Annotated in this window: 19 protein-coding genes; 6 read left to right on the top strand and 13 right to left on the bottom strand. The window is 38.1% G+C overall.

The features are described from left to right. Positions 1-5 precede the first annotated feature (5 nt). On the top strand, positions 6-494 hold the full coding sequence (locus ACX9NY_RS07015; RefSeq protein WP_175395196.1) for an arsinothricin resistance N-acetyltransferase ArsN1 family A: 489 nt from the start codon (positions 6-8) through the stop codon (positions 492-494). 184 nt (positions 495-678) lie between these two features. On the opposite strand, the gene ACX9NY_RS07010 is transcribed toward ACX9NY_RS07015, so the two are convergent. Next, positions 679-1008, bottom strand: coding sequence for an ArsR/SmtB family transcription factor (locus ACX9NY_RS07010; RefSeq protein WP_443146625.1), 330 nt, complete (start codon positions 1006-1008; stop codon positions 679-681). 275 nt (positions 1009-1283) lie between these two features. Next, positions 1284-3938, bottom strand: coding sequence for a heavy metal translocating P-type ATPase (locus tag ACX9NY_RS07005; protein ID WP_472477788.1), 2655 nt, complete (start codon positions 3936-3938; stop codon positions 1284-1286). A 204-nt stretch (positions 3939-4142) separates the two neighbouring features. Between ACX9NY_RS07005 and ACX9NY_RS07000 the strand changes: the two genes are divergently transcribed. Together ACX9NY_RS07000 and ACX9NY_RS06995 are read left to right on the top strand one after the other, a co-directional pair. Beyond that, positions 4143-5183, top strand: coding sequence for a flavin-containing monooxygenase (locus tag ACX9NY_RS07000; RefSeq protein ID WP_472477786.1), 1041 nt, complete (start codon positions 4143-4145; stop codon positions 5181-5183). 311 nt (positions 5184-5494) lie between these two features. Beyond that, on the top strand, positions 5495-6358 hold the full coding sequence (locus ACX9NY_RS06995; protein ID WP_472477784.1) for a cupredoxin domain-containing protein: 864 nt from the start codon (positions 5495-5497) through the stop codon (positions 6356-6358). Between the two features lie 681 nt (positions 6359-7039). Here ACX9NY_RS06995 and ACX9NY_RS06990 read toward each other — a convergent pair. Both ACX9NY_RS06990 and ACX9NY_RS06985 read right to left on the bottom strand, forming a co-directional pair. Further along, a complete protein-coding gene (locus ACX9NY_RS06990) occupies positions 7040-9316 on the bottom strand; it encodes an AAA family ATPase (RefSeq protein ID WP_472477782.1) in 2277 nt (758 codons plus the stop codon). Between the two features lie 130 nt (positions 9317-9446). After that, entirely contained in the window at positions 9447-9806 is a 360-nt protein-coding gene (locus ACX9NY_RS06985; protein ID WP_175395201.1) for a helix-turn-helix domain-containing protein, read from the bottom strand. A 143-nt stretch (positions 9807-9949) separates the two neighbouring features. Between ACX9NY_RS06985 and ACX9NY_RS06980 the strand changes: the two genes are divergently transcribed. Then, positions 9950-10948: a DGQHR domain-containing protein gene (locus tag ACX9NY_RS06980; RefSeq protein WP_175395202.1), complete on the top strand. Its 999-nt coding sequence runs from the start codon at positions 9950-9952 to the stop codon at positions 10946-10948. 53 nt (positions 10949-11001) lie between these two features. Here the strand turns inward: ACX9NY_RS06980 and ACX9NY_RS06975 are convergent, their stop codons facing one another. The 8 genes from ACX9NY_RS06975 to ACX9NY_RS06940 all read right to left on the bottom strand — a co-directional run bounded on the left by ACX9NY_RS06975 (position 11002) and on the right by ACX9NY_RS06940 (position 18212). Further along, on the bottom strand, positions 11002-12474 hold the full coding sequence (locus tag ACX9NY_RS06975) for an RING finger protein (RefSeq protein ID WP_472477780.1): 1473 nt from the start codon (positions 12472-12474) through the stop codon (positions 11002-11004). Further along, the gene (locus tag ACX9NY_RS06970) at positions 12474-13502 is read right to left on the bottom strand and encodes an ATP-binding protein (RefSeq protein WP_175395204.1); all 1029 of its coding nucleotides are present in this window, start codon (positions 13500-13502) and stop codon (positions 12474-12476) included. The genes ACX9NY_RS06975 and ACX9NY_RS06970 overlap by 1 nt, the downstream gene beginning before the upstream one ends. Next, the gene (locus ACX9NY_RS06965; RefSeq protein WP_472477777.1) at positions 13462-15456 is read right to left on the bottom strand and encodes a hypothetical protein; all 1995 of its coding nucleotides are present in this window, start codon (positions 15454-15456) and stop codon (positions 13462-13464) included. The genes ACX9NY_RS06970 and ACX9NY_RS06965 overlap by 41 nt, the downstream gene beginning before the upstream one ends. Next, on the bottom strand, positions 15449-16102 hold the full coding sequence (locus tag ACX9NY_RS06960; protein ID WP_472477775.1) for a PDDEXK family nuclease: 654 nt from the start codon (positions 16100-16102) through the stop codon (positions 15449-15451). The genes ACX9NY_RS06965 and ACX9NY_RS06960 overlap by 8 nt, the downstream gene beginning before the upstream one ends. Before the next feature lie 228 nt (positions 16103-16330). Continuing rightward, positions 16331-16729: an RDD family protein gene (locus ACX9NY_RS06955; protein ID WP_342570134.1), complete on the bottom strand. Its 399-nt coding sequence runs from the start codon at positions 16727-16729 to the stop codon at positions 16331-16333. 299 nt (positions 16730-17028) lie between these two features. Next, positions 17029-17493, bottom strand: a complete 465-nt coding sequence (locus ACX9NY_RS06950) for a hypothetical protein (RefSeq protein WP_472477773.1) — start codon at positions 17491-17493, stop codon at positions 17029-17031. 246 nt (positions 17494-17739) lie between these two features. Further along, positions 17740-17868, bottom strand: coding sequence for a hypothetical protein (locus ACX9NY_RS06945; RefSeq protein ID WP_472477771.1), 129 nt, complete (start codon positions 17866-17868; stop codon positions 17740-17742). A 53-nt stretch (positions 17869-17921) separates the two neighbouring features. Next, positions 17922-18212, bottom strand: coding sequence for a hypothetical protein (locus tag ACX9NY_RS06940; protein WP_342570139.1), 291 nt, complete (start codon positions 18210-18212; stop codon positions 17922-17924). A gap of 213 nt (positions 18213-18425) precedes the next feature. Here ACX9NY_RS06940 and ACX9NY_RS06935 point away from each other — a divergent pair, with 213 nt between their 5' ends. Both ACX9NY_RS06935 and ACX9NY_RS06930 read left to right on the top strand, forming a co-directional pair. After that, a complete protein-coding gene (locus ACX9NY_RS06935; RefSeq protein ID WP_307535746.1) occupies positions 18426-18983 on the top strand; it encodes a helix-turn-helix domain-containing protein in 558 nt (185 codons plus the stop codon). Between the two features lie 53 nt (positions 18984-19036). Continuing rightward, positions 19037-19510, top strand: coding sequence for a YbaK/EbsC family protein (locus ACX9NY_RS06930; RefSeq protein ID WP_472477769.1), 474 nt, complete (start codon positions 19037-19039; stop codon positions 19508-19510). Positions 19511-19663: 153 nt separating this feature from the next. Here the strand turns inward: ACX9NY_RS06930 and ACX9NY_RS06925 are convergent, their stop codons facing one another. Further along, positions 19664-22171 carry a WG repeat-containing protein gene (locus ACX9NY_RS06925; RefSeq protein WP_472477767.1) on the bottom strand — a complete coding sequence of 836 codons (2508 nt, stop codon included), beginning with the start codon at positions 22169-22171 and terminating at the stop codon, positions 19664-19666. Positions 22172-22234: the final 63 nt, after the last annotated feature.

The following is a 22234-nucleotide window of genomic DNA, read 5'->3' as shown; positions in this document are numbered from 1 at the left end:
TCATCATGGTAATAATACGACAAGCTACCGAAGGGGATCTGGGTAGCATTTTGACTATCTACAACCAAGGTATCGAAGACCGCATTGCCACGCTAGAAACCGAGTTAAAAGACGAGGTGTATATGTATGAATGGTTTAAAAAACACCAGCGACGCTACACCGTACTCGTCGCTGAAGTGAACCAATGTGTTATCGGATGGGCATCCATTAATGTCTACAATCCTAGAAGCGCTTATGACGGTGTCGGTGACCTTTCGATTTATATTCATCGTGATCACCGCGGCAAAGGGATAGGCAAACAGTTGCTTGGGAAATTAGAGAAAATCGGTATGCAGCATAACTTCTATAAGTTTGTTCTTTTCACCTTTCCATTTAATACGCTTGGGCAGAGCTTGTATCATAGAGCCGGATACCGAGAGGTAGGTGTATTTCAGAATCATGGCTTTCTAGAGGGGAATTTTGTAGATGTGATGGCAATGGAGAAATTACTTTAAGCATCGTATCGTATATGTATTGTTTGTCATAATTGGTCTTCTAAGAAAACCTTCGAATTATTAGAGTACAATTCAGTAAAAATTGCACCTCGGTAAATAATCCTGCTACCAGCGACAAGAAGCCGATTCCTGAAGGAATCAGCTTCTTAGGTTATTTTCTGTCAAAAGTACATGACAGTTAAATTTATAGGTTCAACGCTTCATTTCTATCGCATGAGGCTACTTCATTCTCCACTTGTGCATACACATCATCCATGACTTGCAATAGGTTCCTGATCTGTTCATTTCTTAAGGAATAATAGATGTACTTTCCTTCCTGTCTGCTTATGATAATTCCACATCCTTTTAAACAGGCGAGATGCTGCGAAATGTTGGATTGGTTGCCCCCAAGCTCTTCTACAATTTGCGAAACCGTTTTTTCTTTCTGATGTATGGAATCTAGAATTAGCAACCTCGTTTTGTCGCTGAATCCTCTCAGAAACTTGGCTTTTACCTCACAGCCGGTTGTATTCAATTTTTATCCCCCCAAACCTTACACTATTGATACTAATTTAAATTTAGCATGTTGCCATAGAAGATTCAATTCAACCGTTGTACTTCAAGGTTTAAGGCTTATGAGCTTCAAACAACTACTCGTGGAATTCGGAAAGTACAGGGTTGTTCTGGGAGTAGTCATATATGATTTATCCTACTCCCCGCAATAACGCACTCAGTAACGTAGCAATGATCAATTTTAGCGAATGCTGTTTGTTTCAGAAATTAACCTCGTCTCTAAATAACGTTCAGATCTTAGCTTCTCATTCGCAACAATCTCATGCTGTTCAAAATCACCAGCAATGCCGCTCCTGTGTCACTCATCACGGCTGCCCATAAGGTTAACCAGCCAGGGAAAATGAAAGAAAGAGCAACGACTTTTACTAACAGCGAAAACCAGATGTTTTGCTTAATAATTCGAAGCGCTTTGCGGCTCAGTTTCATCGTATGAGGAAGTTTTTCCAGATTATCGGCCATCAGGACGATGTCTGCTGTTTCCATGGCCGTATCCGTGCCGGCTCCTCCCATTGCAATGCCCAAGTTGGCTGTAGCCAGCGCAGGAGCATCATTGATCCCATCTCCTACCATGGCCACGAGCTTGCCTTCTTTTTGAAGCTGCTCCACTGCGGAAACCTTCTCTTCCGGAAGCAATTCGGCGAAATAACGATCAAGTCCAGCTTCCCTTGCGATTTTGCGTGCCGTGCCCTCATTGTCTCCGGTAAGCATCACGACTTGCTCGATGCCCGATTGTTTCAGCGCCTGCATCGTGGTTATTGTAGTCTCCCGAATTGCATCAGACACAGCTATCATGCCGAGCAGATTGGATTGCGTACCGACAAGGATCAAGGTGTTTCCTTCCTGTTGGAGTCGGGAAGCCTGCTCTTCCAGGTGCACCATCGGTACGCCCATTTCTTGAAATAGCTTTGGATTACCAGCGAAATATTCGGTGCCTTGAATGGTTGCATACGCACCTTTACCCACGAGAGCTCCGTATTGTTCACCTTGGAGCGGGGATAGTTCCCGCTGCTTCGCGTACTCCACGATGGCTGATGCGATTGGATGTTGCGAATGCTCTTCAATCGTTAACGCAATGCGAAGTAATTCTTCTTCGGAGACCTTTTGCGTAAATAACGCAGATACCTGGGGTTTACCCACAGTCAGTGTTCCTGTTTTATCAAAGGCAATCGCCTTGATCGAACCGGCAACCTCTAGGAACGTTCCGCCTTTGATCAGCACGCCGTTTTTGGCTGCGTTCCCGATGGCAGACACGATGGCGACCGGTGTGGAGATGACCAATGCACAAGGACAGGCCACGACAAGCAACTCAAGCCCCCGGTAGAACCAATCGCCCCAAGTGCCCCATCCAAACATAGGAGGGATTACCATGATTAAAAGAGCGATAGCAAATGTAATCGGGGTATAAATTCGTGCAAAACGGTCTACGAAGGCTTGCGAAGGGGCTTTTTTCTCTTGTGCTTCCTCCACCAGATGAATGATTCTCGCAATCGTGGTATCTTTCACCAATTTTGTGACGCTTACCTCAAGAGAACCACTTTCGTTTACCGAGCCTGCATAAACAATACTTCTAGGTTCCTTCTCTACAGGGATGGATTCACCGGTAATTGGAGCCTGATTGACCACAGAGTGCCCTCTTGTAACTTCACCGTCCAACGGTATTTTTTCACCCGGCTTGATGACGATGACATCCCCGATATGAATGTCTTCTACGGGTGTGCGCACCAATTGTTGCCCTTGTTTGACCCATGCTTCCGGAGGAGCCAAGTTCATTAGACCACGAATGGATTTTCTTGTTTTTTCGATCGCTCTATTCTGCAGGGTGTTCCCTAACGAGAACAGGAAAACGACCGTGGCGCCTTCGAACCATTCGCCAATCAGTGCGGCGCCCACAGCCGCAACGGTCATCAATACGTTCATGTCGAGTGAAACGCTTCGTACTGCATAATAGGCACTTCGGGCAGGTTTGTATCCACCTATAACGATAGCCAGAGCATAGAGCAATGTGATGAGCATTTCCGACACATTGCCGTACGAGCCCACAAATCCCATAACCAAAAATATGCCGGAGTACAAGGTTGCTGGTATTGGCTTCTTCGATTTCTCTTCCACCGTATCAGATGAAGACCGACTATTGGTAGGCAACAACGCCTTGAACCCCGCTTTGGATACCTCTTCCTTCACTTTATCATTCGTTAAATCATGATCGATCCGCATCTTCCCCGTCGAGAAGTTTACGTTAACTTCACGGACTTCAGGAAACCTGAGCATATGTTTCTCCAAGGTGACGGCACAAGCCCCGCAATCCATGCCTTCAATGACATAGGTCTGACCGGTTTGTATCGGAGTAATCGGTTCAATGGAATACCCCAATTTTTTAACTTGTGATTCAATTCGATTTCCGATGGATGGATCGGAGACGGCAACACTCATCTTGGCCGTGCTGAAATTCACTTGAACCTCTCCTGTACCTTCCATGCGGGAGATGCTCTTTTGAATCGTTTCCGCACAAGAAGAACAATCCATGCCCAGAACCCGATATTGAAGCATCTGTCCTGTAACTAATTTCAAATCGGACTCAGAGACCCTTGGAACGGAAGCTACAGAGCTGGAACAACAAGAGTCTTCTTTGCTTTTTTCTTGCCCCGCACTGCAATAGTCTTTTTCATCCGCACAGCAGTCACTTTTTTTCGTTGGTTTGGAAGTTACCGTGAACTGAATCTGCTGTTTAAACGTAGTGCCTGGTTTGACGCTGGGTTGAATGGAATCGGTGCAGGAATGGCTTGAACAACAACTTTCCTGCTGAACTTTTTGTTGTGGCTCAGGTTGTTTTGCTGATGAGTTGCATCCTTCCGTTTCAGAACAACAGGAATTCGGATGATTTTGTTCAGACATGGCCAATCACTCCGTTTCTTTACTTCACATCATTGTACGGTAAAGTATTGCATTATATATTAGTTTCTATTAATATGTTAATCATATTAGCATCCACTAATGTATACGTCAATGCTCAACCACATCTTTGTTCTTAGGTGTAGATTACCTTCATTCAGTTATGTAATAAGAGATTGAAATAAATGGACTTTAAGGGAGAGAGCCATGATAGAACGATACGATGTCATTGTTATTGGTGCGGGACAGGCTGGTCTTGCTGCATCATATTTTTTAAAGAATCGAAACCTTCGGTTTTTATTGATTGACAAGTCTAATCGCATAGGGGAATCATGGAGACAACGTTATGATAGTTTAACATTGTTTACACCAAGATCGTACAGTTCGCTACCAGGCTTGCCGCTAGAAGGTGATCCGAACGGATATGCAACCAAGGACGAAATTTCGACTTACTTGGAGAAATATGCTACTACCTTTACATTGCCAATTCAGCTATCTACGGAAGTCATTTCGCTTGAAGCAGCCGAGCAAAGTTTCGATATAAATACAACCAAGGGGATGTTAAAAGCAACAAATGTCATTGTAGCCACGGGCCCGTTTCAGTCACCTTACATACCTTTAGCTACTGATCAATTCCATGAAAGCGTATTTCAGATTCACACTTCGGCGTACTCCCATCCCAAACGATTGAACAAAGGAACTGTTATCGTCATTGGTGCCGGAAATTCAGGAGCACAAATTGCGGTGGAGTTGGCCAAGGAGCGGGACGTTTTTTTATCCGTTGGCCGTCCATTACACTTCATGCCTTTGCAAGTCATGGGAACGAGCATTTTTTCTTGGTTCAGAAGATTGGGGATTATGAATGTCAGTGCTGAAAGCAAATTGGGCAAGTTTATTCAAAAGAAAGCCGACCCTATTTTCGGTATAGACCTAAAAAAGATGATCCGTAATAAAAAAATCAAACTTGTACCACGGGCGGTTCAAGTTATGGATCGACATGTACAGTTCGAAGATGGCAGCAAATTGCAGGTTGATAATGTGATATGGGCTACCGGTTTTCGTACAGACTACACCTGGATCAAAGAAAAAACGCTATTTAATGAAAAAGGCGGGGTGCGGCATCAAAGAGGCGTGAGTGATGTTCAGGGGTTGTTTTTTCTAGGAATCCCTTGGCAGTCATCCAGAGGATCGGCTCTGATCGGAGGCGTTGGAGCAGATGCGGAGTATATTGTGAGCCAAATAAAATAAACAAAAAGCCTTCGCCCATGTTTTATAGCAGGCCCAATATCGGGCCGGCTTATGATTTGCTACTACACATTCTTCGAATAATCCTTATCGCTCATCAAACATCTTGATTTTTCACTTACAGACCAATTTCGCCATAAATGTATGAACAATTATTGAATTATTGAAATTTGATCTATTGTAATTTCAATAATTGCACTACAATTCGTAGTACAGAACTATATAAAATTTTATATATTGTTAGATCGATCTTTACATTGAATAGAAACTACATTCACTCTATCTCAGTCACCAGATGTTAAGGGGGTAAAAATGTGATATTAACCATATTAAGCATAGTTATGATTGTATTATTCACTGGATACATTGGTTTAGTTGCCTATAAACGAAAAGAGAAACTTGCAGGTATGGCTGGTATGATGATTGCAATGACCGTTGGTATGATATCTAGTCTTGCACTCGGTTTTCAATTAGGCCTAGTGTTTCAACACAGTTTAGAAGTCCCATCAATAATCGCCATTTTGTTTGGTTTGGGAGCGGGATACTTCATTGGAAAACCTGTAAGCTTAATGGCTGCTTTGGATGGGATGCTTGCAGGAATTATGGGTGGATTGATGGGTGCAATGCTCGGGGCCATGGTGGGTTTTTCCTATATGATGGTATTATTTATTGACATCCTTTTTATTTTTATTATGAGCGTTGTTCTCCAATTGGCCAATCAAGAAACGGGCCAAACTCATGAAACCAAGAAAAATGGTATTAGTTTACCATTTATTTGGGGTGTACTTATGGTTGCTTTTGGAACCGTTTCGATCGGGATATTACTGTTTTTCCAGTTATACGATAACCAAACCTCTGCGATTCAATCACAAGACTCACAATCAAGCGATCAAAGTACCCTTCAAGAAAATGTAGGGTATCAAATCGTTTCAGTCGATGTAACAGCTAAGGGTTTCAGCCATGAAAATATAAAGATAAAAGCGGGTGTTCCAACAAAAATAAATTTCATAAAACACTCAGGTTATACTTGTATAAGAAGCGTTGAATCTACTGATTTAGGATTAGATGTGTATCTCGAAAAGGGAGATAACTTCGTGACTTTAAATGACTTGAAGCCTGGAACGTATCAATTCAATTGTGGCATGTACATGTATTATGGAACGATCACGGTTACGTAATATCTTCAGCTTATTTCTGGTTTCATCATGAAATGAATTTATCTTCACTAAAAACTCTCCCAAAAGAGAGTTTTTTTCATCCAAACCCATACAATGTGATGTTCTATGTCATATTAACAACTTCTTTCCAAGAAAGTACGCTGAGCATATGCTATGTGCTAGGAACAAATTGCACCTCTTTTTTTTGGTGAGATTATACCCTTGTTCAATTGAACTATCCTGCCCGTTAGCTTAATGATTAACGGGTGGAAACCGATTAGTTATATACCTAATCAGCAATCGGATCATGTTCTTGCCCATTACGGTAATCTGTACAAGTTCTTGTCCTTGGCTTGGGACAAGAACTTGTACAGATAAAATAAAAAAGCCGCTAAAATAGCGACCTTGAATGGAACAATAATTCCTGAGACAGCAGACGAACCGCCTCTTTCTTCGATTCTTCGCTATATCGATTAAAGGTTTGGACTTTCTTCACTGGAGTTTGAGCTCATTGTAACATGTCCTCTTTTTACACTGTCTACTAACAGGGGATAATACCATTATGAAGGCATTTTTTATTCACTAATTAGTTCACGCTTTTACTTATATTGTGAGTTAAGGTCAATTAGCTACCTAATAGCAATATACCCATACGGTAACCTTTATATGCGTTTTTTCGTTGATAAATACGGAAAGCATTTCTTACTCGGAAATTACACTTGCAACTTCCTGTACTCCAGATAAGATCTCCTTCATACTTTGTTTGGAATCCTCGATTTTGTCTTCAGGAGAGACTGGTTCAACATTTTCCTTCATCATCATGGAATAATGAGCAGAATGACCATTCTTTATGAAAATCTCTTTAAACACAACAAGGTATTTTTGAATTAAATCTGTATTATTTTCTACATACAAATCTTCGCTAATGAAATGAGAACCATCATTAACCCAAGATATTAGGGAGCGGCAGATCATTCTTTCCTCGTGATCAAACTTATCTTCAAGTACATCAAGACTTATACCACCGTAAAATTTAAAATAGTTTTCTAGTATTCTCCTCATACTATTTTGGATAGAGACAAAACTGATATTATCTGAATATTTAAGTTCTTTCCATAGGAGTTCATAAGAAGTACTTATAGGGTTTTCCTCAAAATATTTTACTGATGAAATATTGTTATCTTTCCTTATTATCCAATAAGTCCCTTCTCCAAACCTTTTGGAGCCTTTGTTAAAAGTTATTTCTTTATGAAAGTATATATTATGAGTTAATATAAATAACTGTTTAATATCTGACTTCCCACTATTAACATCAAACATGATTTCACGCACTAAACTGCTCACCATAAAGAGAACACTACTATCTAAGCTAGATATTGGGTCATCTATTACAACAACTTTATTTGTAGTTATTTTACTGATGTCGTTACTACCTTTTAATAATTGATAAAAATAGAGAAAAGTAATAAATGTTTTCTCTCCTTCGCTTAGTGTATCTTTTACATCTTCACCATTCTCACGGATGATTTTATAATTTCCTTCCTCGGCAGCAGCTGCTAACTTAAAGTTTTTAAAGCCAAAAGAATTTAAGTATTTATTTATTTCATTTACCGAGTGTTCGACGCTTGTTATCTGTTGTTGATTTATAGCCAGTTCTTTTTCATGAGAGATTTTATACTCGATTTTTTTTGATATAGAATTTTCAATTCCTCTGATCATCTTATCTTTATCTGCTATAATATTATCAAAAATTTTCAAGTCTTCGCTTATTTGATCTGCTATGTATAACCAGATTTCCGCTGATAATTTTTCTCGCTCAAGCTTTATATTCTCCATACGTTTGTTATGGTGTTCGATTTTTATTACTGATGCTGTTATTGAAATGTTTAGTAATTGAACTAATTCTGAAACTTCAACCAATTCAATGCTTCTGCTTGGCTCTTTGATTTTCTGTTTTAAAAGTAATTTATTTTCTTCATGTTTTGATTCAATTAAACGTAATGTTGAATTTATTTCCTCAAGATCTACAAAAGTATTATTGGAGTGAACATTACAAAACGATTTGATTTTAGAGATAATTTCTTCTGTGTGCAACAAATAATTTTCAGAGGAATTTCCAAGTGTTTCAATATTTTGTTCATATGTATCATCGAAATATAAATTTATTTGTTCTGTAAAGTAATCTGGAAGTAATTGCTGACAAAATGGACAATTCCCATCTGTATCATGGATTTTTAGTATTCCTTGTTTAACCCAATCGCTTATTCCTAATTTTGTTATAAGCCTTGCGATGTCTACATCTTCTTTTCCAATAATTTTATTTTTAAAAATTGGATCGCTTTCAAAAGTATTATCATAATTGATTAGTGTAGGCATTGCTACTAGCTCGACCTTTCCATTATATAAACCTTCCTTAAGAATCTTAATTTCCTCCAAAGTTCTTATACTGGTTGTGGAATTTATTAGTTTTGATTCCTCTATACATTTTTGCATGAATTTCTCTTTAGAATTTCTATACCCCTCAATTAACTCTTTAAAATCCGGATCAATGCTTTTCTTTAGCCTCCAGCACTTTTCCTTAAACTCATCGACAATAACCGCTCTGTCGTGACTTTTTTCTCCTAGTAGTATTCTTTTCTTTCTGATCTCTTCATCATGCTTAATAATATTTCCCTTTAACTCGTCAATCTTTGTTTGTAATTCTACAGATTCCTTGCCAAGTGTGAAAATACCCTTAATGGAATTACTTAAGAAGTTCTCATTTACGAAATTACGATTATAAACGCATGTGGTCATTGGGTTGCCTTTCCACTCCATAGAACAACTTGGGAAATTTACGGGATTTCGAATAAACTCTGATAATGTTGTCTTGCCAGATCCATTATTTCCAAAGATGAAGTTGACATTTTTAAGATTTTCTAGTTTAACGCCAAAATTATTATAAGATGCGATTTCTTTTAATCTAATTTTCTCTATCATTTGATTATTTACACCTCTTGGACAATAATTTTTTAGAAATATAGGAAATAGAAAACAAGTTTTCCCTTTAGAAATAAAAACTAATTAAACCTGAATCAACTGCTTTAAAGAACATAACTAAAGAACAGATTTAACTAGAAATTTTCAATTTATCAATTGTTTTAAGAAGATCATAAATAAAGTTCTCAACTATTCTAATTTCTTCAATATTTCTTTGTGAAAGAACCTCGTTAATTCTGTCTAAGATTTCAAACATCTCTTTGTTTGGTAGTTCATTTTCAAAATGACGGAATAATTCTGCTGGTGTAACATCTAAAGCTTCAATTAGTTTCTGCAGGGTCTCCAAAGAAATGTTTCTCTCCCCTTTTTCAATCCCACCAATATAAGGCTGTGGGAGATCTACTTGTTCACCTAAGTTCGCTTGGGTCAATCCTTTTGATTTTCTTAACGATTTTATTCGCTCACCTACGAAAGCACTGATTTTTATCATAAGTACAATCACCTCTCTTTTAAGAGTAGGTGTACTTATGTATGAAATAAATATACTCAAACTATATATTACCATTAGTAATTATATATTTTAAGATATATATTTTATTTAGATATAATAAAAATTCTATAGGAGTGTACTTAATGAGACAATTACCTCATCAAATAGTTATAGAAAATGTAGTTCAAACTAAAATGAGGGGAAAAATCGCTTATCAAAGCGCGTTTCCATCCTCAATTGCTGTGGATTTAACCTATGTTAAACCATATAACGACCCATCTGGAAAAGGATATCAACGGCCAGTTGATCAAAAACGTGTTGATGAATTTGCTTTATACCTTTCTAAAGGGGATAACGCATTATTCACACCGATTCTATTGAATGCATCTGGTATGTGGGAATTCACAGCGTATGATTCTAGTAGACCAATGTTTGGAAGATTATTCTGCAAGAATAAAGCATCTTTAATGGATGGACAGCACCGGCTAGGTGGTATAAAACGTTATACGAAGGAAACACAATCAGAAATAAATGTTCCCTTCATGGTGTTTCATTATTTAGATGACGATGAAGAAATTCAATTCTTTGATATAATTAATACAAAAGCCAAAGGGCTAGGTACTTCTTTAAGTAAGTTTTTGAAAAGAGAAAACGACGAGCTAAGCTGGATGTCTACTGAGCTGTTGATATTAAACGATAGTCCTTTCTATCATATTGGTAGCATCACAGGTAAACGTAGTAAAGGAAGACATATTACTCTTCAGAATCTTTATCGTATGTTAAAGTATTTTTTCAAAGACACTGGAGTTACTAACTTATCAAAACACGAAAAGGTAGATATAGTTCTTGTATTTTTTAATATAATGCGTCAAGAATATCCTCATGAATGGTTAAACTATAAAGAATACAAACTTACTCACATCGTATGTTTGGATGCATTAGCAATGGCAGCATCCAAAATGCTATTCCACTGTAAAAAAGAAAACTCAACACAAATAGACCATCAAGAATTTATTAAGTCAGTGAAACGCTTAAAAAAGATTGATTGGTCTATATATGGTCCTTTTAAATATTTAAAAGGTATTTCAAGTTCTAAGACTTTAGCTATAGAATTATTCGATATTATGAATTTAGAAAAATAAAATTAAAAGATCTAGGTATAGGTTATGAAACAGTTTCCTATACCTTTATGAACTCACTTGTTATTTGAAAATGGGCACGCAAGCTCATTATACTCTCTTTTATCGTCCCACCAATGAAATTCAAGTTCTTCATTACTCTCATTTGAGAAAACAGCAATAAATAGAGGATACTTATCTTCAAATTGAGGAACTGCTGGCATAATTCCTTCTGAAATGAATTCTTTAGAATGTTGAAGCCAGTTATCAAACCACTTTAGCAAAAATTGAACCAAGATTCGATTTAACAACCATTTCGTGGCCGCTCGACTACTCAAGGTAATATCATCTATCTGATTATTCCATTGATCATATAGGTCATAGAGAAAGTAAGCACTTGAGGGAAACTCAAAGATAGGTTTATTAAGACGTTTTGGACGCCCCATATTATCGACTAATGAGAAATGATCAAAATTTTGAATGGTTCTACGCCAAGCTATATACGCATAAGCATAACTACAAATTGGTCCACGCCCTTTGAAATTTTTCAATTCATATAGACAAGATTTATGTTCAGCTAAGATGGTTTGCCTTATATGCTTGGAGACACCAGCAATAATCCGTTTGTAGTTTTGGTAAAATTCTTTCTGCAATATATCAAATCTAGCCTTTTTGATATAAAATTCATTTAGGTTTGAGAAATCACCTTTCTTTGAATATTTGAATGCAAATTTTTTCTCTTCAAAACTTCTTATTGTTTTAATACTTTTACTACTCTCTACAAAGTTATGGCCTGGAATATTGTTCGCTTTATTTGTAACAGTTAAAAAGTTTATTAGTGAATTTGGATGTTTTTCAAAATCAGTTTGAGGGATAAAGTACATTTTTTTAAGCCTGGACTTCTGATGATTTGTTAGTGTTAGCCATTGAAGAAGCTCAGGTGGAAGTGTATTGTAATGTTCTTGGGGTTGATTCCAAGAATCATAAAAAAGTTGATCCTGGTTTATTTGACAATATTCATGACCACAACTACATATGAATGGGGAATCAAACATTTTGTTGGATAATGAGTAGTCATATTCCGAGCCACATTCTGGACAACATTGTATGAGTTTTTTATTGTGGAATGGACAATGATGCAATAGTTTGAACTGATGAAATATTGAGTGATAACCTTGCTCTAAACATTGAACACAAAAGTACAATTTTTCTCTTAAATAAACACTTTCCCATGGACTAACTACACCCAATAAATGGTCTTGAGGTAAAAGCCTTATTAGTTCATCTAAATTTTTACGATTTCTTTGAACTAGGTCAATACCAAATACGTCTTTAATTAACTGTTCATTTAAAGAGAACATTTTAACTAAATCATAATGGCTAGGTCTAATAACACGAAGATTTTTCACCTCATCTATTCCAAACTTTCTAATAATATCTAAATCCAGAACTTCATTAGCAATTTTAAATTTTTCGAATATACTCCAAGGCGATTCATAAGGCTTTATCCAATTTGCTCTCCATGTATAAACATCTTTAGGCGGGCTCATCAATCTGGACCTCTATAAATTTCTGCTTCTATATACCCTGAGCTTTTGATTGCTCTTTTCCATAGGGCTTGATTCAGACTCTCTACATCATTTCCTTCACACCCATATTTTTTCAAAGCAAATTCTATTGTTCTAGTTACATACTGCATAGGAATTTCGAATGACTTGCTGATCCCAGCTTCTTGTCTCAATGAAACAAAAACATCAAAAAGTTGTTTTGAATAATTACTCAGCCTGAATTCTTCCTTCTCAAAGCTTTCAGGAAAATAATATCTCGTGAACGACCACGCAGAATCGTATGGGTAAAAAGCCCCCTCATCGTAACAAAGCAAACACTCATTTAAATCGTCCTCTGATCTAATTCCATGAAATTTGTATGGCTCCACCATAAATCTTCCAATGATTTGATACTTTTCTTCTTCAAAAAAGACAGATCTTTGATTAAGTAGTTCGTTCTGGCCGACTAAAAATACAGTTAGATTTATCCCATAACGATCCAATTCATTAGAAATATCCATTAACCAGCCATATTGAATTTCATGAAGCCTCTGTGCATCATCTAAAAAAAAGACAGTTCGATTTTGTCCAGCAGCATCCGCTTGTTCAATAAGAAATTTCAATAACCTCTCCCGCTTAAGAACAGCATTTCTTGAAGAGTAGAATCCATGTCCTATATCCTTTAATATTTCCGTAAAAAAAACATCTTCATTTGGTTTTGTATGCTCACGACATAACAAATTGTACATAGGCAATTTTTCGAAATCCATAGGTAATGCCTTCATTAGATAAGCAATGGCACGGGTTTTTCCTAGACGTGGTCTACCATGGACAACTGTTCCGGGTAATCGGTCTTCAATACTTTCCTTCACCCTTGCATAAAGATTGTTAATTTCATTGGTAGGGATATCGTATTTACCAGTTTCAACAGGATGAGCTCCTTTAGGCAGTAGTGGGCGTTTTAAACTTGGAGGAGAATTTTGTTCTTTTTCAGTAGATAATAGCTCTTCTAAATTTCCTTGAATCTCCATGTTTATCCTCCTCTGTCGGTTTTACTATTTTTTTAGGATTCGCGGAAATCGTATTATTTGAATTAACTTCAGTTTGGTAAACTTCACCTGGCAAACTAGGCTGATCTATATGATCATCTTGCTCAAGTGAGACATCTTTATTTCTTTCTTGATTTCTGGATAGTTCGTATGCTTTTCCAGCCTTTCTACTGCTCGTTTTTGCTCCTTCTCCTAGAAATTTTTGATAAACTTCTATAGGGTTTTCTGAAGAAGAATAACGTATTAGTTTTTTTCGCTTAAGCCTAAATATCTCTCTACGAACCTGTAAGGTATGCGGTGTAATGCCCCACTTTCCTGCTGCTTTTAGTTTTCCTAGTTCGGAACCATCAGGTAGAAATGCTCTTATTACTCGTAGGTCATCCACATTAACAAAAATATCGACTTTTTTCCCAATTAAACCAGGTGAACGAGAAAGCAATGAGCTTGTGTACCTAACATTTTCATATTGAATATATGGACGTCGACCATGCTTAACGTCACCTTTGATTTCACGTGTTGTTTGTAAAGATAAAAAAGCTACTTCGTTCCTCTGCTCCTCTGGTAGTTGGTTTACAGAAAAATTTTGAAGCCGACTTTTCATTGTTTCAAGTGGCGTCATAAAGTTCACTCCTTCATGCTCGGTACCGTTGTAGTCTGCAATCATGACATCAACCAATTCCTCAACATGCTGTACAGTTATACGATGCTTCTTAGCTAATTTAGAAGGATTCGCCCTTCTCGGATCCTTTGAATTGCTACCTGTTGTACTAGGTAATCTGTGAAATCCATTTTCTTCAAAAATACCGAACCATCTTTCGATATGAGCTCTTTTAATAGGAAAACCAACTTTCCCAGGATTCACTCTACACTTCACAACTTGTTTTAATCTGTCTTTGACTATAGTGGCCAAGTTAGCCTTTGCCTGATCATAAAGAATTTCATCCCATATTGCCCACTGAGTTTCTTCAATGATCGTAGAGGGATATCCTCCGTCAGTTGGATATTGCAATCCTGGGATTGTCAAAATTTTAGGTACCCAAGGTACAACACTATTACGAATACAATGTAAAACATCGGTTGAAGAATATTCACGGTTAAAACTCAAATAGTGTCCCAAAATGGTCCGAGTACCTACATCAAAGATAACAAGTAACCAAATTCTATCTATAACGGTATAGATATCATCACCTTCAGGAGTCTTTAGAACTAAAACAGCATGTAGATCAATTTTATGGCCATCAAACTGTACTTGCTCATAGGGTCTTATGATCTGTCTGTACACTTCATCAGAACCAGTGCTCTTGATTAACTTGGATATATCCTGACCGTATCGACCTGAGGCTTTGTTGATATCGTGGTCTTCTAAAGTTTTAAGATAAGAGTATAGACTTCGCCTTGCCACTTCCTTTGTATTAAACGGATAATCATTGGGTGCTTTCAAACCAACTTTCCTACATTCCTTTACCATTGCTCTGTGAATGTCTTTACCTCTTGTAACAGGATCTGAGACAGAGCGTGATTTTTTTCTGTAATACAACCGATGAATTTCATCACGGATAGTAGGATATGTTTCAAGTAAGAGTTCAAAAGATCCGTTCATACCAGATGATTCAAATTCAGCATTTGGAAGATTTTCACGCTTATAAACGGTTATTCTTTTGTTAGGTATAAGGGCCCTGTATCCCCATGGAGCCTTTTGAGCATCGAGTGCAAGACATCTTTTCACCAATCGGGCCACTTCGTTACGATGCAGTCCTGTCTTATCTTCTATTTCAAAATGAGAATGATCAGCAAAATACATTTCTACGGCTTTCTTTCTCTTCTCATAAACAATTTGATTATGTTTGGATAATTTATCGATGTTAACTGTAGACCACTGTGATAAGTCAATAGCATGACCTAATTCAGTGTTCTCTATTAATTTTCTTTTACTCATCGATCCACACCTCCAATTTTGGACCTATTGGAGCTCTATCTAAACTACTTTTAATAAATCCTTTATAAATCATCCAGCAAACGCCTTCAGTTACTCGTAAAAAAGGAATCTTACTATCTAAGCTAGCTTTTAATTCCTGTATAGTTATTTTTTTCAGACTAAGTATTTGAGAGATTAGATGTATGTCTGTATCAATTGGATGCAGCCTATTAGACACTATTGAGATAAGAAGTTTCTTGTTGGAGAGAAGAAGAGGGTTAGAGCGAATTTCTTGATCATTTACAACACAATGTTTAATATTTTTTTCTTTACACCATTGTTCTTCTATTAACAACTGATTTTTTAATTTTCCATTTTTTGACGTCTCTACTTTTGAAAATCTAACTTTAATGATTGCTTCGGTGTTATCTTGATATTTCACCCAATAACTAGGTACGGAGGTGATAATTTTACTTGTGAAAGAGGATTCAATTAAAATTGGTCTTTCACAATACGATAGAATTCTAGGATCTGTTTCAATAAAGAGCCAGTAATCGTATTCTAGATCACCCAGAAGGGTGACATCTCGCTTAAGTTTAGGACTGTAGGCTTCCCAGTACCCAACTCCTGTTTTTTCTGACTTAGTTAATGGGATTGGACTATACATAAATCACCCCTTGAAATTAATTCCAATATTTATTGAAAATAGATTAACCTATTGCTAGAAGTTATGCAAGAAGTTTATGTTCATTTTTAAGTTATGCACTAATCTTAACTTCATTTATTTTGTGAAGTTAAGATTAGTGCATAAGAAAAAAAGCCTTGAGTATCAAGACTTTTAATGCAAGTATTTTAAGTTCACCGTACAACAGCCCATTCATTATAAGCATTCCATTTAATCCCAGACTACTTCTGTTCCTGCAATAAAATCATGAATCGCACGTCGATCCTCACGTAAACCAACCATAAAAGCACTCACAATAACTCCGATACCCAAAGTTATTACATACACAAGTCCAGCCACAACAACTCGCATCAGCATCGTACCAATTTTTGGCGGTTCGTGTGTATCGTATTTACGGATTCGAATTCCACATATACGTTTTCCAATGGTTCGGCCATACCAGTAAACTGGTAATAAAATTGAATATATCGCACTAAGTAATTTGGCAATCGGTTCATCCGTATCAAAATTACCCGTAAGCACACCTGCAATAATAACTAACGGAATTGAAATAATAAGACTATCCAATACATTTGCTCCTAATCTAATCCAAAAACCTGCTTTATACAAAATGTTTTCCTCCAAACTACAATTTTAAACTAAATTTCTAAATTACTTCCTGAACTCCCTTCATTAAAATATCTAACTTTATGTACACAACTCAAATAGTATAACAGAAAATTTTACCTTTTCACGATATAAATACTATTCATTTTAATTGCAACCTTTGTGAATTTTATAACAAACTTCGAATTAACTTAATTGCTGTTCACACTGCTTACTCTTATCCTTTCTAATATTTAGCTTCTGAGTCTCCAATAAATACACCATAATAATTATGTAAACCAAGAAAATCTACTCAACATTTGTTAAGTAGCCTTCTGTTCGTTCTGCGTCTGCCCTCTTCGCCAAATCTTATTCTCCACAATGGCATAGACTAAACCGGCGATGGCAAATATCCATATCGATGTCATTCGGTTCAGATGGTATCCATTCACGAAATATGGATTGTACATGAGATCAAAAACCCACAGCCCGCCCCATCCAAACCCAATCATATAGATGAAAGTTCTCATCATAGGAAAGCATACATATTTCCGCAGCAGCCATGAGATCGGGATAAGAATAACAACATAAACAACGACTAAATAGTGACCAAATCCCAGGATAAGCGACAAAATATATATCAAGCCCCCTAGATTACGTAAGCCGTAATACTCTGTCGTTGTAATATGGTACCCTTCAATCCTCTCAAGAACGATAAGTGCTGTAAAGAAGATCCCGATAAATATCAGTCCTAATACCATGTAACGTTGAACCGCGTTCACCAACATCAGATCACCCCAATGTCTAAACGCAGCCAGGATCGTTCAAGTTACATGATTTCGAACAAATTACACATAGGCGTTATTAGGTTATGTTAAATGTTAAAGTTAATCCATGGTAAATTGCTCTCATCCAACGACTACTTCTGATCTTCCAGAATCATCGTACCCAGGCGGTCCATAAGCTCATTTTATAGCTCATTTTATAGATCTTTTCATTCTTCACTGCATTCATGATATTCCACACCTTGCTGTCTACCATCTATTCTCGCTATTCTCCATCAATAGCAGACGATCCGGATTAACGGTAACCAGAGCCTCCAGTACGATCTGTTTACCGCCCCAGTCCTCTGTGCGCTTCAGGCCCCATTCACCGTATAACATCTCAGCTGCCCCTTTATATCAATAGACGACCAGGTTGTTTGGATTTGTCTCAATTACGGCAAAGGATTCACCATGTACAGCCGCCTCCAGCTTTTGTTTCCACTCTGCAGATTTCGCATCATACTTGGCCAGATATTCATCCTTCTTGCTTTCTTCTCAATTGTAGGTCCCATGATGCCTTCCAACCCAATGGAAGCTGACTTCAATTCATCAAAAGAACGACGCATCCGTTCAAAACGTTTGCCCCCCCATATTGTGGGTGTCTTGATCTCACGAATACCGCTCAGATATTCATGTAGCCGACTGGCGGCTTCATTTTTGATTCTATTTACAATTCTCGCCAAGCAAAAGAAGTGTCGTCGGAGAAAATTTTCGTTTTTTTAATTGTATAGACAAATGTGACTTTTTTGATCTTTAACTCCCGTAATATTTTCCATTTATTATGGATAAATATGAGAAGTAGTTACTTATATCATTAAACTGTCGCCTATTGAATCCAACCGCTTGTATGTTATCATATATTTTAAAATGTTATAACATACAAAAGGAGTGATGCAATGCAATCGCCGGTATTAACTATTGGAGAACGTTTAAAAGAAATACGAGCAACTAGAAATCTTACACTTGAAGATGTTTCTAAACTGACTGATGTAAGTAAGCCTATGCTTGGACAAATTGAAAGAGGACAGTCTTCACCAACGATTACAACTCTTTGGAAAATCGCAGTCGGCTTAAAAGTCCCTTTATCTTTATTATTGGAAGAGCTAGAAGATGAGTGCAGTGTGGTTGATACACGGTCCAAAGACGCTATCATTGAAAATGATGGAAAAATGAGAGCATTTCCTGTTTTTCCTTTTGACCCTACCCGTAACGTTGAAATATTTTATATCGAATTTGATCCTGGATGTCACCATCCATCTGAAAGACACCTTGATGGTGTGGAAGAATATGTTTTTGTGGTACAAGGTATGTTAGAAATGGTAGTCAACACAAAAAAAATTGTTTTAAAAGAAAATCAAGCACTCCGCTTCCGTGCTAATGTTTTTCATTCCTATAATAATCTCTATCAGGAACCATGTATCATTTACAACATGATTTTTTACCCAAGAACATAGGCAAGTTTCATCTGTGATCATCTAGAAAATATTTAAAATGAGGTGTGGTGATTATGGCAATTGAAAAAGTAAAAGATTTTTTTAAACAATATGGTATGAATTCTCAAATTATCGAATTTGAAGTATCTAGTGCAACCGTGGATTTGGCTGCATCTGCATTAGGTTGTGAGCCAGAGAGAATCGCAAAAACACTTTCTTTTATGGTGAATGGACAAGCTGTTTTAGTAGTTGCTGCCGGGGATGCAAAAGTGGATAACAAAAAATTCAAAGAGTATTTCAAAACAAAAGCAAAAATGCTTTCTCCTGATGAAACCATGGATATGGTTGGTCATGCCATTGGAGGTGTTTGTCCATTTGCTATCAAAAATGATGTTTCTGTTTATCTAGACATATCTCTAAAACGTTTTGAGACAATCTATCCAGCTTGCGGGAGTAGCAATAGTGCTATTGAACTTACCATAAAACAATTAGAAAAATACTCTAGTTATTCAGAGTGGATTGATGTGTGTAAAGGATGGATTGTTTGATTTATAGTAGCTCTATATGGGGTAGCGCCAACATTTTGACTGTTTTATACGCTAAGTATCAGCGGACATTTGCTTAAAGCAGAAAAAATTCGCTGTCTTTCGCCTTAACGTCCTTAGTGTATATTTTCGTTAAAATGTTGGCTGTACCCTCAATCAACTATGAAAAGCTTTCCAGAACGAACCTTCTGTATTAATGATATCCTTGATCTGCACAAACGGAATCGTAAACGTTGGAAACCCTGCTGCATAAGGTGCGATATCATATGGATTGAAGTAGAGATGCAACGCATATGCAGTGACAAAAAACGGCTGATCCGCACTAATCCCCGTATAAGTGTCCGGAAACACATACGAGTATTGAGGATCATTTTTGATCTGATCCCCCACAATCTGGCTTAACACTTTGACATAGTCACTATTCGGTTTAAATAAATCCTTCAGCTCATACAACTGACCGTTCGTCAGATTAATAATCGCATAGATCATCGTAGGCATACCATGCGCTGCACCAGCCGGGTAGTTATAACCTGTGAGTTGCAATTGCAATAATTGCTGCTGATAGAACGTGATATCAAAATCCCCTGTATACGTGTAATCTAGCTGCTGATCGGCAGGGATTGGTTTAACCTGTGAGAGCTCCTTCAACTTGGCATTCAGCGCAATTTGCTCCGCTTGGTTCATTAATCCTTCCACTTGCGGATAATATACGAGGTAGTCCCTGTTCGGTTTGTACTTCTCTTCGCGTACACGGTACGGCGGATGAAGTGAAACGATTGTATTTTGCCGCCAAATGATCTGTCCTGCCCGGTTCACATATGATAAGCGCTGATCTACATAGGCCTTAATCAGATCTGGTGCCACGACCTCCAGCGTACCCGAACCTTCTACATGGGGATATCCAGCAGCAGGTCTTCCACTCCGATCCAGCAGATAGGTCTGTCTTCCGTCGGATGCAGATGCCAGACCGTTTTTATAATTGCCTACATCGCGATATATGAAATCCGTAAGCCTTCTGCCATTAATCTCTGCAATCGCGTATACAGAACCAATATAAGGCTGCTCCGGATTAATGGCTTGCCCTAACGCATAACGATGCTCTCCTAATTCGCGAATATCATTATACGCGGGTTGAATAATAAATGATCCTTGCGTATTAATGACACCATAGTTCGATTTGTAGTCCTCCGCTGTATTAACAATCGCTTGCCCGCCACTAAAAGGAAATGCCGATGAAAACTTGGGCTGAATGCGAATATTCCCCCGTTCGTCGATATACCCATATTTGCCAGAAGCCTCTTTTTGAAAAGCAAGCAGTCCATCCCCCAGTGGTCCCACATAGGCATAGGGATAAGTAGCGAGTCGTTGTCCATTGTGATTAATAAGCGCATATTCATTATCTTTGATCTGCACAACCGCTTTGCCATCTTGAAAATCATTCCCTGATGTGAACTGTGCCGGTATCACCTCATTGCCCGAAGCATCCAGATAACCATACAGACTCACCGTTCCATCTGTCTGACCAGGATTGGAATCGTAAAACAACGCTCGGCCGTCCTTCATATTCGAGATATACGGGTATGCCCGTTTGGTCAGGACTGTACCTTGTTCATTAATCATCTTAAATCCTTGAGAATCAATGGTTATCGCCCGTTCTTCAGAAAAGGAATTGATGGAATCGTATACAGGTTGAACGACATACTTCCCTTGAAGATTAATTACGCCGGCATGACCATCCTTCACAACCACAGCCAATCCATTGGGCTGGAACGCTTGCGCGTCATCCAGAACTGGCTCAAGCCGAATGTGACCTTGGGCATCCATATACCCCCAACGCGTCCCATTCGTGGTTCGAACGGAGATGGGGTATAACCATGTTGTTACCCGAGCATGGCTTCTGGGGACCATCGCCTGCTTAATTTTCTTTTCCAGTTCCTGTAGTACTTCCCTGGAAGGATACGCTTCCGGGAAACGGAGTGCCTTCTGAACGGAAACGAGTGCTGCCGGATACTGACCTGCATGGTACTGAGCATCCGCAAGGTAATACCAGTAGAAGATATAATCAGGATATTGCTGGGTTAGTTGCTCGTAATATTGCACCACTTTGGGATAATAGGTTGCATATACGTCCGGTGCAGGAACCCACTTTCCATTCTGCCATCGGATAATCTCTACACGATAGGCTTCACCTGTGTCATGAATCCAGAGTGCAATCTCCACCTTACCATCTCGACCATGCGGACCAGGCATATCTATAATCTCTGCATAGCTATAATATAGCTCGTCAGGCGCCAGATCTTTGAGCCCTGATTCAGTCCACTCATATACAGCAAGCTTAGACCAAATAGATCCAATCCGCCAACCAATGATGAGATTGTTCCTTGCCGTTGAAGTTACAGGGGCAGCAGTCATTAAAGTCACCCCATAACCCAATCCCTTAATTAGTGCCATCTTGATCCAATGCCCTTGAACAAATTTCAGAATGAGCAAATATAGCTCACCATTCAACTGATAGACTGCAGCAATCTCCGGCATACCGTCACCGGTAAGATCTGCCGCATAGATTGCTTGATGTTGAACAGGTTTATCAATAGTGACGACCGTTGCACCAGCCGGAATATGTTGATTCACAATCTGCGTTAACAGCGGTTCGCTCATGGACATCTCAGTTTCCTCCCTTATGACCGCATTCGCCTAATGGTATGCGTCATAAATCGGGATATGACA

It is taken from the genome of Paenibacillus sp. CB74, from assembly GCF_055687625.1.
Note: the sequence above shows the minus strand (reverse complement) of the source record. Positions and strands in the feature narration are given on the sequence as shown.

Bases quoted from the DNA above. Each gene is read 5' to 3' on its own strand.
- ACX9NY_RS06935 (WP_307535746.1), top strand. From the start codon at position 18,426: ATGCAATCGCCGGTATTAACTATTGGAGAACGTTTAAAAGAAATACGA.
- ACX9NY_RS06970 (WP_175395204.1), bottom strand. From the start codon at position 13,502: ATGGAGATTCAAGGAAATTTAGAAGAGCTATTATCTACTGAAAAAGAA.
- ACX9NY_RS06965 (WP_472477777.1), bottom strand. From the start codon at position 15,456: ATGAGTAAAAGAAAATTAATAGAGAACACTGAATTAGGTCATGCTATT.
- ACX9NY_RS06960 (WP_472477775.1), bottom strand. From the start codon at position 16,102: ATGTATAGTCCAATCCCATTAACTAAGTCAGAAAAAACAGGAGTTGGG.
- ACX9NY_RS06980 (WP_175395202.1), top strand. From the start codon at position 9,950: ATGAGACAATTACCTCATCAAATAGTTATAGAAAATGTAGTTCAAACT.
- ACX9NY_RS07000 (WP_472477786.1), top strand. From the start codon at position 4,143: ATGATAGAACGATACGATGTCATTGTTATTGGTGCGGGACAGGCTGGT.
- ACX9NY_RS06990 (WP_472477782.1), bottom strand. From the start codon at position 9,316: ATGATAGAGAAAATTAGATTAAAAGAAATCGCATCTTATAATAATTTT.
- ACX9NY_RS06975 (WP_472477780.1), bottom strand. From the start codon at position 12,474: ATGAGCCCGCCTAAAGATGTTTATACATGGAGAGCAAATTGGATAAAG.
- ACX9NY_RS06985 (WP_175395201.1), bottom strand. From the start codon at position 9,806: ATGATAAAAATCAGTGCTTTCGTAGGTGAGCGAATAAAATCGTTAAGA.
- ACX9NY_RS07015 (WP_175395196.1), top strand. From the start codon at position 6: ATGGTAATAATACGACAAGCTACCGAAGGGGATCTGGGTAGCATTTTG.
- ACX9NY_RS07005 (WP_472477788.1), bottom strand. From the start codon at position 3,938: ATGTCTGAACAAAATCATCCGAATTCCTGTTGTTCTGAAACGGAAGGA.
- ACX9NY_RS06925 (WP_472477767.1), bottom strand. From the start codon at position 22,171: ATGTCCATGAGCGAACCGCTGTTAACGCAGATTGTGAATCAACATATT.
- ACX9NY_RS06950 (WP_472477773.1), bottom strand. From the start codon at position 17,493: ATGTTGGTGAACGCGGTTCAACGTTACATGGTATTAGGACTGATATTT.
- ACX9NY_RS06945 (WP_472477771.1), bottom strand. From the start codon at position 17,868: ATGTTATACGGTGAATGGGGCCTGAAGCGCACAGAGGACTGGGGCGGT.
- ACX9NY_RS06930 (WP_472477769.1), top strand. From the start codon at position 19,037: ATGGCAATTGAAAAAGTAAAAGATTTTTTTAAACAATATGGTATGAAT.